The 14,523-nt window shown below is 66.6% G+C and carries 14 protein-coding genes; 3 read left to right on the top strand and 11 right to left on the bottom strand.

Going from position 1 to position 14,523, the window contains the following annotated elements; genetic code table 11:
* Position 1: 1 nt before the first annotated feature.
* Entirely contained in the window at positions 2 to 865 is an 864-nt protein-coding gene (locus R4P95_RS09285) for a helix-turn-helix domain-containing protein (protein WP_213571915.1), read from the bottom strand.
* A 153-nt stretch (positions 866 to 1,018) separates the two neighbouring features.
* Here R4P95_RS09285 and R4P95_RS09280 point away from each other — a divergent pair, with 153 nt between their 5' ends.
* Complete coding sequence (locus R4P95_RS09280) at positions 1,019 to 1,915, top strand: alpha/beta hydrolase (protein WP_317745028.1); 897 nt, start codon at positions 1,019 to 1,021, stop codon at positions 1,913 to 1,915.
* 97 nt (positions 1,916 to 2,012) lie between these two features.
* On the opposite strand, the gene R4P95_RS09275 is transcribed toward R4P95_RS09280, so the two are convergent.
* From R4P95_RS09275 to R4P95_RS09240, 8 genes are all read right to left on the bottom strand, one after another.
* Positions 2,013 to 2,384, bottom strand: a complete 372-nt coding sequence (locus tag R4P95_RS09275) for a nuclear transport factor 2 family protein (RefSeq protein ID WP_249353712.1) — start codon at positions 2,382 to 2,384, stop codon at positions 2,013 to 2,015.
* Between the two features lie 129 nt (positions 2,385 to 2,513).
* A complete protein-coding gene (locus tag R4P95_RS09270) occupies positions 2,514 to 3,860 on the bottom strand; it encodes a phenylacetate--CoA ligase family protein (protein ID WP_213571912.1) in 1,347 nt (448 codons plus the stop codon).
* A 17-nt stretch (positions 3,861 to 3,877) separates the two neighbouring features.
* Positions 3,878 to 5,032, bottom strand: coding sequence for a CaiB/BaiF CoA-transferase family protein (locus tag R4P95_RS09265; protein WP_317745030.1), 1,155 nt, complete (start codon positions 5,030 to 5,032; stop codon positions 3,878 to 3,880).
* Positions 5,029 to 5,820: an enoyl-CoA hydratase/isomerase family protein gene (locus R4P95_RS09260; protein WP_213571910.1), complete on the bottom strand. Its 792-nt coding sequence runs from the start codon at positions 5,818 to 5,820 to the stop codon at positions 5,029 to 5,031. Before R4P95_RS09260 ends, R4P95_RS09265 begins: the two co-directional genes overlap by 4 nt.
* Positions 5,821 to 5,872: 52 nt before the next feature.
* Positions 5,873 to 6,994 carry a CaiB/BaiF CoA transferase family protein gene (locus R4P95_RS09255; protein ID WP_213571909.1) on the bottom strand — a complete coding sequence of 374 codons (1,122 nt, stop codon included), beginning with the start codon at positions 6,992 to 6,994 and terminating at the stop codon, positions 5,873 to 5,875.
* Between the two features lie 25 nt (positions 6,995 to 7,019).
* Positions 7,020 to 8,186 carry an acyl-CoA dehydrogenase family protein gene (locus tag R4P95_RS09250; RefSeq protein ID WP_072944485.1) on the bottom strand — a complete coding sequence of 389 codons (1,167 nt, stop codon included), beginning with the start codon at positions 8,184 to 8,186 and terminating at the stop codon, positions 7,020 to 7,022.
* Between the two features lie 10 nt (positions 8,187 to 8,196).
* Positions 8,197 to 10,146, bottom strand: coding sequence for an AMP-binding protein (locus tag R4P95_RS09245; RefSeq protein ID WP_317745031.1), 1,950 nt, complete (start codon positions 10,144 to 10,146; stop codon positions 8,197 to 8,199).
* Between the two features lie 51 nt (positions 10,147 to 10,197).
* Positions 10,198 to 10,662 carry a MaoC family dehydratase gene (locus R4P95_RS09240; protein WP_317745032.1) on the bottom strand — a complete coding sequence of 155 codons (465 nt, stop codon included), beginning with the start codon at positions 10,660 to 10,662 and terminating at the stop codon, positions 10,198 to 10,200.
* Positions 10,663 to 10,872: 210 nt separating this feature from the next.
* Between R4P95_RS09240 and R4P95_RS09235 the strand changes: the two genes are divergently transcribed.
* Positions 10,873 to 12,207, top strand: a complete 1,335-nt coding sequence (locus tag R4P95_RS09235) for an MFS transporter (RefSeq protein ID WP_317745033.1) — start codon at positions 10,873 to 10,875, stop codon at positions 12,205 to 12,207.
* Between the two features lie 193 nt (positions 12,208 to 12,400).
* Positions 12,401 to 12,688 (top strand): WhiB family transcriptional regulator, encoded by a 288-nt coding sequence (locus R4P95_RS09230; RefSeq protein ID WP_213571906.1) that lies wholly within the window; start codon positions 12,401 to 12,403, stop codon positions 12,686 to 12,688.
* A gap of 111 nt (positions 12,689 to 12,799) precedes the next feature.
* Here R4P95_RS09230 and R4P95_RS09225 read toward each other — a convergent pair whose 3' ends face one another.
* Complete coding sequence (locus R4P95_RS09225; RefSeq protein WP_317745034.1) at positions 12,800 to 12,931, bottom strand: hypothetical protein; 132 nt, start codon at positions 12,929 to 12,931, stop codon at positions 12,800 to 12,802.
* Positions 12,932 to 13,082: 151 nt separating this feature from the next.
* Positions 13,083 to 14,411: an MFS transporter gene (locus R4P95_RS09220; protein ID WP_317745035.1), complete on the bottom strand. Its 1,329-nt coding sequence runs from the start codon at positions 14,409 to 14,411 to the stop codon at positions 13,083 to 13,085.
* Positions 14,412 to 14,523: the final 112 nt, after the last annotated feature.

Raw genomic sequence — 14,523 nt, 5'->3', positions numbered from 1 at the left:
CCTACATCCGGCCCAGTCGCGCCAGTCGCTCCTGGGTCGGCGAACCGTCCTCGGCGGAGTTGAGCACCAACTGCTGCTCGGGCGCGCCCGAGTAGCGGAAGATCTCCCAGTCGAGGGTCAGTTCACCGACGACCGGGTGATTGAGCACCTTGACGCCGAAGTCCTGGCGCGCAACATTTCTCGCCGCCCACCATTGTCCGAACTGACGATCGGCAATCGTGAGTTCGCCGACGAGCGCGGACAGGGCCGGATCGGCCGGATTGATGGCCGCCTCGCGGCGCAGGATCGCCACACAGGACCGTGCGACCGCCGTCCAGTCGGCAAACAGCTCCCGCATCCGAGGGTCGGTGAAGATGAGCCGCACATAGTTCAGCTCGTGCGGCGCCATCGCATCGAAGTCGGCATATACCTTGGTGGCCAGCGGATTCCACGCCAGAATGTCGGTCCGTGGCCCCAGGACGATGGCGGGGGTGTCGGTGAGCTGGTCCAGTAGCCGTCGCACCTGCGGGCGTACCCGGCTGCCGCCGGTGCGCGACTGCGCCGCCGGACGGGGCGTGGACCGGTGGGTGGCGTGATCGGCCAGGCTGTCGAGGTACTCGGATTGATCCGAGTCGAGTTGCAGCGCTCGCACCAAGGCGGCGAGCACCTGCTCGGACGGGGCGAGCCGCCCCTGCTCGATCCGGGTGTAGTAGTCGGTGCTGATCGCGGCGAGCTGCGCCACCTCCTCGCGCCGCAGCCCGCTCACCCGGCGGCGCTGGTCGAGGTCGGGTAGGCCGACGTCGGACGGCGACAGCTCGCTGCGGCGGGTTTTGAGGAACGCGCCGAGCTCACGTAGATGTGGTGCCTGGTGTACCGGACTGGGCATGAAACCAGGGTAGGTCCGGGGCGCGGATTTATCCTGGGAAGGATTGTTCCCAGGATAAATGCCTCCCTTCCCCAGTTTCCCGGGAACTCCGAGACTAGGTGTCGAGCGATCCGGAAATGCGGATCGGAATTCTCGAAACACCACGGAGGCACCATGACCACCAAATTCGATGTTCGGTTCACCAGCAGCGGCTTTCAGCTCGCCGGCCACCTCTACAACCCGACCGAGGTCGACGGGCGGCTGCCCGCGATCGTCGTCGGACATCCCATGACCGGTGTCAAGGAGCAGACCGCGGCACTGTACGCACAGCGCCTCGCCGATCAGGGATTCATCACCCTGGCATTCGACGCCGCGTACCAGGGTGAGAGCGAGGGCGAGCCGCGCGGACTGGAGGATCCGTTCCAGCGCGCGGAGGACTTCCGTAACGCGGTGACCTACCTGAGTGCCCGCGACGACGTGGATCCGGAGCGGATCGGCGTCCTCGGCATTTGCGCCTCGGGCGGATACGTGCCGTTCGCCGCGCAGACCGACCACCGCATGAAGGCCGTCGCCACCGTCAGCGGCGCGGACGCCACCTGCTTCTTCCGGGTGCCGGATCCTGAGGCCTTCGCGAAGCTGGTCGATCAGGCAGGGGCGGCGCGGACTGCGGAGGCGAAGGGCGAGGAGGTCCCCATGGTTCCGGTGCTGCCGGACTCGGTGGACGCGTCGACGCCGAAGGCCGTCGCAGAGTTCTTCGACTACTACAAGACTCCGCGCGCACAGCACCCGCGGTCGATCGGGAAGTTCGCGCTGCGCAGCGTCGACCAGCTCGACCAGTTCGACGCCTACGCCGGGGTCGCGAAGATTGCGCCCAGGCCGCTGCTGATGATCGCGGGAACCGAGGCCGAGACCAAGGGATTCAGTGAGGGCGCGGTTGCGGCCGGCGGCGAGACCGCCGAGCTGTTCGAGATCGAAGGCGCCACCCACGTCGACCTGTACGACGTCGACCAGTACGTCTCTCAGGCAGCGGACAAGCTCACCGAGTTCTTCACCAAGAACCTGGCCGGATAGCAGTCGCGACTGTCACCGGTCGAGTGTGACCGTGCCCCGGCCCCGACTGGGGCACGGTCACATAGCACTGACGGTGCAGCCCTGGGGGACGGCGATATCAGGGCTGAATGCCCATCTCCGGGCCGATGTACTCCCGCACGCGAACTGCCTTACCGTCACGCGCTTCGACGATCTGGACGAGGTGCAACTTGACCGGCTGGCCGCCCATCTCCAGTTCGACGGACGCCTCGTTGAAGAAACCCTTCTCGGTGAATGTGATGCCCTCGGGGCGGAAGTCCGGAATCGGACCGTCTCCGGCGCGTTCGTAGACCGCGGCGACGGCCTCGGACACCGAGACCCACTTGTCGTCGGCACTGTGCCATACGGGGCAGTCCTCGACGCAGATTTCGAGGAACAGGTCTATGTTCGCCAGGGCCTTGACCCAGTTCTCCGAGAGTTCGATGGTCGCCTGGTCTGGGGTGCTGCTCATCTGTGATCGGACCTTTCCGTCGGGTTCACTGCAGGTGATCTGCATCACCCATGCTGCCCGCGCGTGAGCCGATCGAGTGTCCAGATATCTGGACACTGCGCGAAAGACTCTGACGCAGAGTCACCTTCGTCAGGAAACCCGTTCGATGAGATTTACCTTGACGTGGTCCGGTCGCGCGAGGGTGCGGTCGGGCACGAGTTCGACCACCGCCTTGACGCCCAGCGCCGACCGGACCCGCTGCTCGATCGACGAGCGCAGGTTGTCCTGCTGCTCGGCACCGAGTCCGTCGGAATACTCCACGACCAGCATGAGCGGCTTCTGGGTCGAATGCCCCTCGAAGTCGACGCGGATACGCATCTCGCCGGTGGTGGCCGGCGCCAGCTCCGACACCAATTGCTTGACCGCGGAAGGAAAGAGGTTGATGCCGCGCACAATCAGCATGTCGTCGGTCCGGCCGACGCACCGCACCTTGTACCCGGTGCGGCCACACGCGCAGTCGGTGCCGGTTACCACCACGTGATCGCGGGTGCGGAACCGCAACAGCGGCGACGCCTGCCTGCGGAGCGCCGTGTACACCAACTCCCCCTGCGCGCCGGCCACGGGCGCGACGATCTCGTCCGTCTCCGGGTCGATCAGCTCGGCCACCATCAGATCCGGGGAGAGGAAGTGCATTCCGTCGCCCGCGTCGCACTCGCCCCAGTAGATGCAGGCGATATCAGTGCCACCCAACATCTCCCGCGACGTGGCGCCCCACAACGACTCGAGCTTGCCGCGAACGGCGGGCAGGCCGCCGCCGGGCTCGCCGCCCACGCTGATCGCGCGCACACCCAAATCCCTGGCCTGCATGCCGAGAATCACCGGCGCCTGCTCGGCCAGATATGCCAGGAAGTTCGGCGTGCCTATCAGCGCGTCGGGACGCTGGTCTGCCTGCACACGCAAGAGTCGCTCCGCGCCCGCCTCCGCGCCGATCGGGATGTCGACGATGCCCATGTACTGCGCCATCTGCACGACGGGGATCCCGCCGACGAAGCCCTTGCTCATACCGAACCCGTGCAGCAACCGGTCGCCGGGGCGAAAACCGTTGGCGTACAGGGCTCGCGCTCCGAGCTCGCACCAGACGTCGATGTCACGCCGCGTCAAGCCGACGTAGGACGGGCTACCGGTAGTACCCGAGGACGCCTGGATCTGCACAATGTCGGCGGCCTCGGCCGCAACGTGGCTGCCCAGCGGCGGCGTGGCCGCCAGGCTGTCCCGCAGTTCCTGCTTTTCTGTGAACGGCAGGCCCGCGAGGTCCTCCACCGTCCGCACACGCGTGACGTCGACAGAATGCTCGGCGAACTTCGCCTTGTAGAAGTCGCTGTGGGCGGCCAGATACTCGAGTTGCTCGCGCAGCCGACGATTCTGCAGATCCGCAGCGTCGCCGGGCGCGATCGACTCGACCGCGCTCCAATGCCGCGCCGAATGGGGAACAGCCATGGTGCGATCCCTTTCCTTTACTCGAATTCGACCCGGATGGCGTCGGTGTGCGCACCGAGTGCGGGCACCGCGCCGCTACGCACCGGCCACCCGTCGGCCACCGCGGGCGGCAACAGCGCCGGAACCGGGCCGGACGGGGTACCCACCTCGCGCCACCGTCCGCGCTCGACCAGCTGCGGGTGCTCGGCCAGGTCGCGCACGCTGTTGAGGCGGGCGTTGCCAATCCCGGCGGCGTCCGCGGTCTTCTGGATCTCCGCCAGCGTGTGCTCGGCGCACCACGCCCCCACGACCGCGTCCAGTTCGTCACGCGCCTCGACGCGATTGTCGTTGTGCGCGTATCGGGATTCGTCGGCGAGTTCCGGTCGGCCGATCATCTCGGCGAGGCGCCGCCACTCGCGGTCGTTGGTGGTCCCGAGCACCGCGGTCTGGCCGTCAGAAGTGGGGTACGCGCCGTAGGGCGCGATCATCGGTGAGCCCATACCGACCGGCACCGGCTCGGTGCCGGCGTGGATGACCTGGTTGAGGGCGAACCCCATCATCTCCGCGACGGTGTCCAGCATGGCGATCGGGATGACCGCTCCCCGCCCGGTCCGTTCCCGGTCATAGAGGGCGGCCAGCACCGCGGAGTACGCGTACAGCGCCGTGCCGACGTCGGCCACCGGGATGCCCGGCTTGGCCGGGTGTCCCGGTGCACCGGTGATGCTGCAGGACCCGCCCTCCGCCTGGATGAGCAGGTCGTACGCCCGCTTGTGGTCGAGGGGACCACCCTTTCCGTAGCCGGAGATGTCCACGACGATCAGGCGCGGGAAGTTTCGCGAGAGGTCCCGGGTGCCGATCCCCAGCCGGTCGAGCGCGCCGGGCGCGAGGTTGCTGACCACGACGTCGGCGGTGGCGAGAATGTTCCGGAAGATCCCCATGTCGGCTGCGGACTTGAGGTCCAGCGCCGCCGACTCCTTGCCGTGGTTCAACCAGGTGAAGTGTGCGGACATCCCCCCGACCACGGAGTCGTACGCGCGCGTCGAGTCGCCGTAGCCGGGGGCCTCCACCTTGATCACGCGGGCCCCGAGGTCCGCGAGATGGCGCGTGCAGAGCGGCGCCGAGATGGCCTGCTCCAGTCCGACCACGGTGATGCCGGCGAGGGGTCCCTGCGTTTCCTGTTCGGTTCCGGTCACGAGAACTTCGGCTCCCGCTTCTCACGATGCGAGGACACGCCCTCGACCACGTCGGGACCGCCGAATCCGTAGAACTCCAGTCCCAGCGACGCGTCGAAGATCGGCATGGCCTGCCGGTACCAGCCGTTGAGGGCCATCTTGGTGCCTTGGATACCGGCCCGGGAGCCGGCGGCCAGCCTCCGCGCGATCTCCATCGCCCGGTCCTGCACCTGGTCGTCGTCGACGCACAGCGACACCATGCCGATCCGCTCCGCCTCCTCGCCGGTGAGCACCTCGTTGGTGAGCAGGTAGTACTTGGCCTTCGCCATGCTCGTCAGCAGCGGCCAGCAGATGGCCGCGTGATCCCCGGCCGCGACACCCAACCGGACATGTCCGTCGACGATCTTGGTGCGGCGGCCCGCGACGGAGATGTCCGCGAGCAGCGCGGCCACCAGACCGGCACCGGCAGCCGGTCCGTTGATCGCGGAGATGATCGGCTGCGGAACTTCGATGATGTTGCGCACCAGGTCGCGTGCCTCACGCATCACCCGGGTCCGCGACGAGTAGTCGCCGATCATGGCCTCGACGAGATCGAAGCTGCCTCCCGCCGAGAACGCCCGCTCTCCGGCGCCGCGAATGATCACCGCGCGCACCGACTGGTCCAGCCCGATCACGGGCCAGATGTCGGCCAGCTCGCGGTGCGCGTCCGGGCCCACCGCATTGAGGTTCGGCCCGTCCAGCATGATGCGGAGAATGCCTTCTTCCGGGCGGTCTACCTTCACGGACGTGAAGTCCTCGTAGCTGGTCACTTGTCTTCCTTCCTGGGAAATTCTCGGGTCGATCGGTGCGGCGGCGGTTCTATCAGGCGCCGACGCCCCACCGCGACGCGACGTCCTCGGTCGCGACCGTGCCCACCCGCGGGATCTCGGGTTCACGAGCGGGTGTGCCGCTGAAACGCGGCGCGGGCATCGGATGCAGGACACCGCCGACGGTCCGGTAGACGCCGCGCTGGGTGTTGTGGGGATCGACCGCAGCCTCGTCGAACGTGAGCACCGGGGTGACGCAGGCATCGGTACCGGCGAACACCTTCTCCCATTCGTCACGGGTGCGGCGCTCGACCGCGTCGCCGATGAGCTTGCGCAGGTGCGGCCACGACGCGCGATCGTTCTGGTCGGGCCAGTCGGCGGTCTCGGGGCCGAGGCGCGACACGAACTCCCGATAGAAGTCGGGTTCGAGCGCACCAACGGCGATGTACCCGCCGTCGGCGCACCGGTAGGTGTCGTAGAACGGTGCTCCGGAGTCGAGGAAGTTCGTCCCCGGATCGTCCGAGTAGAGGCCCGCGGCGCGCAGGCCCTGCAACTTGGCGGTCAGGGCCGCGACACCGTCGACCATCGCCGCGTCGATCACCTGCCCCCGCCCCGTGCGCGCGGCGGAGACCAGGGCGCACGCGATGCCGTACGCCCCCATGGCGCCGCCGGCCGCGTAGTCACCGAGCAGGTTGATCGGCGGGCGCGGCGCACTGTCGGACCTCGCCATGGCGTGCAGTACGCCGGACTGCGCCACGTAGTTGATGTCGTGTCCGGCATCCCGCGAACGCGGCCCCGTCTGTCCGTATCCGGTCAGCCGCACGTAGACGAGGCGCTCGTTCCGTGCCATCACCTCGTCCGGTCCGAGCCCGAGCCGTTCGGTCACGCCGGGCCGGTATCCCTCGATGAAAATGTCTGCAGCCTCGGCCAGTCGCAGCACACGCTCGCGTCCGGCCGGATCCTTCAGGTCGACGGCCACCGCGTCGACGCCCCGGTTGACCACGTCGACTTCCTCGGTCAGACCGTCCGTCTGGCTGAGCACGCGGGCCGACCGGTTCGGTGGCCGCACCACCCGCACCACGTCGGCTCCCATATCGGCGAGCAGCATCGAGACGTACGGCACCGGGCCCATTCCCGCGAGCACCAGCGCCCGGACTCCAGCCAGCGGACCGGTCATCGTCACACTCCTTCGTCGGTGGGGCTCAGTACGACCGCGGCAGGCCTAGCACCTGCTGCGAGACGTAGTTGCGCACCATCTCCTGCGAGAACGGCGCGTTGCGCAGGAGACGCACCTCCCGCCACAGCCGCTCGATGTGGTACTCCTTCGCGTACGCGTAACCGCCCAACGTCGAGAACACCCGGTCGCACGCTTCGAAGCCGGCCTCGGCGCCGAGGTACTTCGCTGCCGCGGCCTCGTGCCCGCACTCCTGTTTGTCGTCGAAGAGTTTCGCGGCGTGCATCGCCATCCGCTCGGCCGCCTCGAGACGAATCCACGAGTCCGCGAGCGGATGGGCGACGGCCTGGTTCTGGCCGATCGGGCGATCGAACACCACCCGGTTCTTCGCGTATTCGGTGCCGATCTCGAGGGCCGCGCGACCGAGGCCGATGCCCTCCATCGCGACGACGATGCGTTCGGGGTTGAGTCCGTCGATGATGTAGTAGAAGCCCTTGTCAACCTCGCCGACCACGTCCTCGTCGGCCACGAACAGGTTGTCGATGAACAGTTCGTTGGTGTCGATAGCCGCGCGGCCGAGCTTGTCGATCTCGCGGATCGTAACGTGTTTGGGGTCGAGTTCGGCGAAGAAGATCGTCATCCCGTGCAGCGGCTTGTCGTCGCGCCGCGGCGACGTGCGGGCCAGCAGCAGGATGCGGTGCGCGTTCTGGGCGTTGGTGATGAACACCTTCTGGCCGTTGATGACCCAGCCACCGTCGACCTTGGTCGCCTTCGTCTTGATGCGTGAGGTGTCCACACCGGCGGTCGGCTCGGTGATGCCGAACGCGGTGAGCATTTCACCCGAGGCCAGCTTGGGGAGATACTTCTTCTTCATCTCCTCCGAGCCGTACCGGACGATCGGCGCCGGCGGGAAGACGTAGAAGTGGATCGCCGAGCCACCGCTCATGCCGCCGCCGGAGGATGCGATTTCGCCCATCATCACCGCGGCCTCCTGCAGACCCAGACCGATCCCGCCGTACTCCTCCGGGATCATCGCGCCGAGCCAGCCCCCGTCCGCGAAGGCCTTGATGAAATCCCACGGGTATTCGTGCTTGTTGTCCTTGTCGAGCCAGTAGTTGTTGTCGAACTTTCGTGCCAGCTCGCGAGTCGCCTTGCGGACGATCTCGATGTTGCTTTCGGTGTCGAAATCTGCCATCTCAGTACTCCTAGTCTTCGCCCGCGTACACGGGAATGTCCTCGAGCGGCGTCGCCGGGTCGAGCGACGACATGTCGCCGATCGGGGCACCGATGAACCGCGACCGGATGGCGCGGCGCATGATCTTTCCGTTCTTCGTCTTCGGCAGCGTCGGCACCGCATATACCTCGGGCGCAAAGGATTTGCCCGCATTCGCAAGCGCCGTCGCCTGCAGGTCGTCGTTGTCGACACCGTCGGCGCGCAGGACCGCGAACGCCACCGCCCGCTGACCGCGCATCTCGTCCGGCACGCCGATCACCGCAACCTCCGTGATCCGGTTGTCCCGCAGCAGGGCGGCCTCGATCTCGGCCGGTCCCACGCGGCGCCCGGAAAGCTTGATCGTGTCGTCGGAGCGTCCGTGGATCCGCCACATGCCGGCATCATCGACGCTCGCGAGGTCCCCGTGCACCCAGACCCCGTCCCAGCGACTCCAGTAGGTGTCCAGGTAGCGGTTCCGGTCCTGCCAGAAGGCATGCGTCATCCCGGGGAACGTGTTGAGCACCGCAAGTTCGCCGATCTGGCCGACGACGGGCTTCCCGTCGTCGTCGAGCACGGCCGCATCGACGCCGGGCAGTGGCCCGGTGAACGCCGCCGGTGCGGCGGGAAGGAACGGGTAGCCGACGAGGATACCGCCGCCGACCTCGGTGCCGCCGCTGTAATTGACGATCGCGCGCTCTCGCCCGCCCACCTCATCGAACAGCCACCACCAGGTCGGCTCGTCCCAAGCCTCCCCGGTGGAGACGAACGTCTTCAGGGTCGGCATCGCCGGAGCGCTGCCGTCACCCGCCGCCTTGAGTGCGCGTGCCGCCGTCGGTGCGATGCCCTGCACGGTGACGCCGTTACGGTTCACGATGTCCCACATCCGATTCGGTGTGGGGTGGGTCGGCAGGCCCTCGATCATCACGATGGTCGCGCCGAGCTGCAGCGGACCGGTCATGAGCATCGGGCCCACGAGCCAACCGAGGTCGGTGATCCAGGACACCACGTCGCCGGCGTGTACGTCGAAGCCATAGGCGAAGTCGACCGCAGTCTTGGCCGCGAAACCGCCGTGCGAGTGCACAATGCCCTTCGGCCTGCCCGTGGTGCCGGACGTGTAGACGATGGCCAGCGGGTCGTTCGACTCGGTCTCGGCGGTCGGCACCGGCTCCGGATCGGCAGCCAGTGCGTCGTAGTAGACGTCGCGACCTTCCTGCATCGGCACGTCGGTTCCCAGGTGCCGGACCACCACGACGGAGCGCACCGTCGGCGCCTGGGCGAGTGCGGCGTCTGCGGTCGCCTTCATCTCGACGACCTTGCCTCGGCGCGTCGTGCCGTCGGCGGTCACCAGAAGGACGGCGTCCGAATCCTGCAGTCGCGTGGCCAGGGCGTCTGGCGCATATCCACTGAACGTGGGCACCGCGACCGCGCCGATCATCGCGATCGCGAGGAAGGCCACGGCCGCCTCGGGCACGACCGGCATGAACAACACCACCCGATCGCCGCGGCGCACCCCCAGGCCCGCGAGGTGCGCCGCGAACCGGCTCACCTCCGCCGCGAGTTCGGCGAAGGTCAGCGTGCGCCGCGCTCCCCCGTCGCCCTCGTAGACCACCGCGGTCTTGCCGGCGAGGTCACCGCGGGCGTGCCGGAGGGCCGCCAGTTCGGCCACGTTGATCCGGCCGCCCGGGAACCATCTCGGGAATTCCTTGCCGTCGGACTCGTCGAGAACCCGGTCGAACGGCACCGAGAACGCGACGTCGAGGTCGGCGAGCGCCTCGCGCCAGAACCACTCGGGATCGGCGACGGCGCGACGGCCCAGCTCGGCGACGGCAGCAGCATCGTCGCCGAGGCCCCAGCTCTTCATCGCCGCGAGCAACCTCGCACGCTCGCGCACCGCGGGGCCGGGAACCCAGGCCATCTCCTCGGGCCGGCTACTGATGCCCATTTCCGTCTTCTCCTCGTCTGGGATTGTCGGTCGTCCGGTCGGGGTGTGCGATCAGACCTGCTCGTCGGCCGACTTCTTGAGCATCAGGCCGACGCGGGTGGCGTCGCACACGATCTCGTCGCGCTGGTTGATGCCGTAGTGGCGGAAGGTGACGATTCCGGAGTCATTGCGGCTCTTCGATTCCCGGGCCGACACGATCTCGGTACGCACGTGGATGGTGTCACCGTGGAACACCGGCTTCGGGAACTTGATCGAGTCGAAGCCGAGGTTGCCGAGGGTGGTCCCGTATGTGGTGTCGTGCATCGAGATACCGGCAACGAGACCGAGGAGGAACAGGCTGTTCACCAGACGCTGCCCGTGGATGGAGTTCTTGCTGTACTCCGCATCCAGGTGCAGTGGCGCCATGTTCAAGGTCATCGTGCTGAACATGACGTTATCGGTTTCGGTCACGGTGCGGCGCACCTCGTGATCGATGACCATTCCCGGTGCGAATTCCTCGAAGTACAGACCCGGCATGTGACGTCCTTTCTCTCGAGCGACGGCGAGTACGACCCTCGGTCGCTGCAGTGCGTATCCTCACAATAGAAGAAATATATTATGCATGCAACTGCCGATGTTTTGTGCCTGATGCATTGCACAACCGGGCGACAAGGTGAATAGTATATGATGTACAACACAGGATGTTGATGGCGTGATCTCGACGACAAGATTGAAGGACACCCTTACGTGAACAACACTGAAGAACACCTCGTGGCTGACCCCGTGCCCACGAAAGTCCCGCGGTCCGAACCGGCAACCGAACCGCGCAAGCTGACGGCGTGGGGCATCACGGGAATGCTCGTGGTGCTCTACCTGATGAACGCGTCCGACAAGGCGGTGTTCGGCCTCATCGCCCAACCGCTCAGTGAGGACCTCGGGCTCAGCGCGTCACAGATCGGCTTCACCGGCAGCATGTTCTTCCTCGCGTTCAGCTTCGGCGGCTTCTTCGCGGGGCCGATCAACAAGGTCCTCGCCCTCCGGTGGTCCATCGCGATTATCGCCGTGCTGTGGGGCGTCGTCATGCTGCCGCTCGTCGTGTGGTCGACGTTCGCCGTGCTACTCGCGAGCCGGATGCTTCTCGGCCTCACGGAGGGCCCGACGTCCGCGTTACTGCACACCGCCGCCTACTCGTGGCATGCGCCCGCGAAGCGGGGACTACCGAGCGCACTCATCATCAGCGGAAGCATGCTCGCCAAGATGGCCGTCGTCCCGATCCTCGCGCTCGTGGTGGCCGAGTACGGATGGCGGGCAGCCATCATCGTGCTGGCGTTCGCGACGACGCTGTGGTGCATCCCGTGGCTACTGACCTGGCGTCCCGGCCCGTATACCGTGGGTGGCAAGCACACATCCATGGAAGACATCACCGACAGCGAGCCCGCGGTCGCCTGGAAGCGCCTGCTCACATCGAAGACCTTCGTGTCCGCCGTCCTCGTCGCAATGAGCGCCTACGCGCTCATGACCGTTGTGCTCACCTGGTTGCCTTCGTACTTCGAGCAGGGTTTGGGATACTCGCGGCTCGAGTCGGGCACGTTGTTCGCGGCGCCGAGCTTCGTCGGGCTCGCGACACTGGTCGGCGGGTCCTGGCTGAGCGATCGTGGGATCAGCCGCGGCTTGTCGATCCGGCTGGTCCGCGTGGTCGTGCCCTGCGTCGGCGTCATCGTCGCCGGTGTGTTGCTGCTGAGCCTGCCTGCCCTCGGCTCTCCGCTCCTTGCGGTCTGCGCGGTGTCGGTGGCATACGGCCTGGTGGTCGCAATATTCCCCCTGCTCAATGCCGCGGTGATCGCGACGTGCCCGCCGCGCCAGACAGCCGGGGTCATCGGCGCCTTCTTCGCGATCCAGGCAATCGGCGGGATCATCGGGCCGTGGTCGATGGGGATCGTCGTCGACGCCTCGGCCACGAAGATCGACGGATACCAGGCGGCATTCCAGTGCCTGGGCATCGTGGGTGCCGTCGTCGCGGTTCTCGCGCTGATTCTCGCCGACCCGGCGCGTGACCGCGAGCGCCTCCGCGTCTCCCACTGATACACCGGTAGTAACCGATACCCAGGGAGGCTCCGAACTGTGCGCAGTACTTCTGTCGGTCGACAGAAGTACTGCGCACAAACGTCTGTCGCCGGGCACCCCGAGCGCGACAGCTACTCACCGGCTGGTTGACCGCCCTCGCCTTTTAATATATTATGTTTTCTATTCTCGTCGAGCGATCGGAGCGTGTCCAGTGAGTGCACCGCACGCCGCACCGGAAGTAACCCCGGAAGAATGGCGGTTGCGCGCGCGTTGCCGCGGTATGGATATCACCGTCTTCTACCTCGAAGAGGACAAAAAGAATTCGCAACTCCAGCGCGAGAGGATCGCGAAGAACATCTGTCGACGGTGCCCGGTTATCAACGAATGCCGCCAGTACGCCATCCGTTTCGGCGAACAACACGGCGTGTGGGGAGGATTGACCGCGAGGGAACTCGGCGCTGCCAGAAAATGGAGCCGCTGGCAAAGGAAGCCGGGGTAGGGCTGTAGCGAGCGCCTGCATACCACTGCGCCGCCCTTGCCGTCGAAGTCTCCGGCAAGGGCGGCGCTGTGTTGCGATCCGATCAGCCGACGGGGTTGGACTGCAATCGGTTCAGGATGGTGTCGAGATGTCGTCGACGTTCGCGAGGTCGTACACGGCGTCTATGACGGCGTCTGCGTCCGCGTCGCTCACGGCTCCGTCGATGGTGTGGCGGAACTTGGTGATCAGTTCGTCGTCGGTCATGTAGGTGACCGGGCTTCCAGGAGTCGAATGGTGATCTCCGTCGATTCGCAAGGCGTCGTGGACCGCAGCGGCAGTGAACGTCTCGCTGCGGCCGGCCTCCGGGGCCGTTCCGCAGGAGTCATCTCGTACTCAGCTCGGTTCCGCGGTCGACTCAGGCCGATGCAGAGGTGCGCGGCGACGTGTCCATCGCCTCAGTCGGCAAGCTGTCGATCGTCCGGCCTCGCTGCACCAGCGCGAGCACTCCCACCAATGCGGCACCAGCGATCGAAGGCACCATGAACGCAATAAGGCCGCTGCGCGGGGTCGCGAAGATCGCCCCGAGCTGGGGACCCAGAATCGCCCCCAGACGACCGATGCCCAATGTGAATCCGATCGCCGAGCTGCGGCTAGATGCGGGGTAATGCGCGGCAATCACTCCGTACATCAGTGTGCTGGTACCGATAGTGCCCACCCCGGCGAAGAACGCAGCGATGAAGATGCCGACCACACCCAACTCGGTGCCGTAGGCCAGCGCGCCCAGCGCCACCGCACCCAGTAGGAAGTACGGCACGATGGTCTGCGTCGCGCCGCCGCGGTCGATCAGGATCGCGCCGATGATGGTCCCCACCGCCGCACCGATTTGCAGCATCATCAGCGCCAGCATGCCCTGCATACCGCCGAAACCCATCTCCTTGGTCATGCTGGGCAGCCACGTGTTGGGGCCGTAGCTCAGCACCTGGGTGCAGAACATGATCAGCGTGAAGATCACCGTCGCCACCACGTATTTGGGCGAGAGCAGGAGCCGGTAGCCGCCGCCCGCGCCCGTCTCTTCATGGGCGCGTTGGTCGGCCACGATCCGATCGAAATCCATTCCGAATCGGCGCGCGACGGCGGCCGCCTCGTCGTCGCGACCACGCGCGATCAAGAAACTCGGTGACTCGGGTAGCCGCCGCCACATGAATGGGATCACCAGCAGGAAGGTCGCCGCGAGTCCGTACATGGCACGCCAGCTCTCGTCCGGTGGGTTCGAGGCCTTGATCGCCTCGGCGCCGGGGATGACCGCCAGCGCGACCACCGTGGTGAGAATCCCGCCTACCGCATAGCCGGTCAGCGTGATGCCGTTGAACAGCTGCCGACGACCCGGCGGCGCGAACTCGTTCGCCAGCGCGACCGCCGACGGAACCACCGCGCCCAGACCGAGCCCGGCGAGCACGCGGGCGACTCCGAAGGTGGTGAAGTTCGGAGCGAGGGCGCACAGCGCGCACAACACCGAGAACCACGAGCCGCCAGCGATCAGCACGATGCGGCGGCCGTACCGGTCAGCCAATGGACCAGCGACGAGGAAACCTACCATCAGGCCCGCCAGCGTCATGCTATGAACATTGGCCAACGCCGCCTTACTCAGGCCCCACTGTTGCATCAACGACGGCAGGGTAGCGCCGAAGATGATCAGGTCGAACCCGTCGGCGAGGATCGTAATGAAGCAGATCACGAGCACCATGAAACTGCCCTTCTGCGACCGAGATTTGTTCATGGCTTCCTTCGAATGGATGTAACCGGATGAGCCGCCTCGAATTCGCGGCAAATGTGGCCGCCTCCGTAACGCCGGCGAC

The sequence above is a fragment of the Rhodococcus sp. IEGM 27 genome (assembly GCF_033142305.1).
Classification (GTDB): domain Bacteria; phylum Actinomycetota; class Actinomycetes; order Mycobacteriales; family Mycobacteriaceae; genus Rhodococcus_F; species Rhodococcus_F oxybenzonivorans.
Note: the sequence above shows the minus strand (reverse complement) of the source record. Positions and strands in the feature narration are given on the sequence as shown.

Coding starts and splice junctions, on each gene's coding strand:
- R4P95_RS09250 (WP_072944485.1), bottom strand. CDS start 8,186: ATGGCAGATTTCGACACCGAAAGCAACATCGAGATCGTCCGCAAGGCG.
- R4P95_RS09255 (WP_213571909.1), bottom strand. CDS start 6,994: ATGACCGGTCCGCTGGCTGGAGTCCGGGCGCTGGTGCTCGCGGGAATG.
- R4P95_RS09270 (WP_213571912.1), bottom strand. CDS start 3,860: ATGGCTGTTCCCCATTCGGCGCGGCATTGGAGCGCGGTCGAGTCGATC.
- R4P95_RS09225 (WP_317745034.1), bottom strand. CDS start 12,931: ATGACCGACGACGAACTGATCACCAAGTTCCGCCACACCATCGACGGA.
- R4P95_RS09275 (WP_249353712.1), bottom strand. CDS start 2,384: ATGAGCAGCACCCCAGACCAGGCGACCATCGAACTCTCGGAGAACTGG.
- R4P95_RS09280 (WP_317745028.1), top strand. CDS start 1,019: ATGACCACCAAATTCGATGTTCGGTTCACCAGCAGCGGCTTTCAGCTC.
- R4P95_RS09245 (WP_317745031.1), bottom strand. CDS start 10,146: ATGGGCATCAGTAGCCGGCCCGAGGAGATGGCCTGGGTTCCCGGCCCC.
- R4P95_RS09220 (WP_317745035.1), bottom strand. CDS start 14,411: ATGGTGCTCGTGATCTGCTTCATTACGATCCTCGCCGACGGGTTCGAC.
- R4P95_RS09285 (WP_213571915.1), bottom strand. CDS start 865: ATGCCCAGTCCGGTACACCAGGCACCACATCTACGTGAGCTCGGCGCG.
- R4P95_RS09240 (WP_317745032.1), bottom strand. CDS start 10,662: ATGCCGGGTCTGTACTTCGAGGAATTCGCACCGGGAATGGTCATCGAT.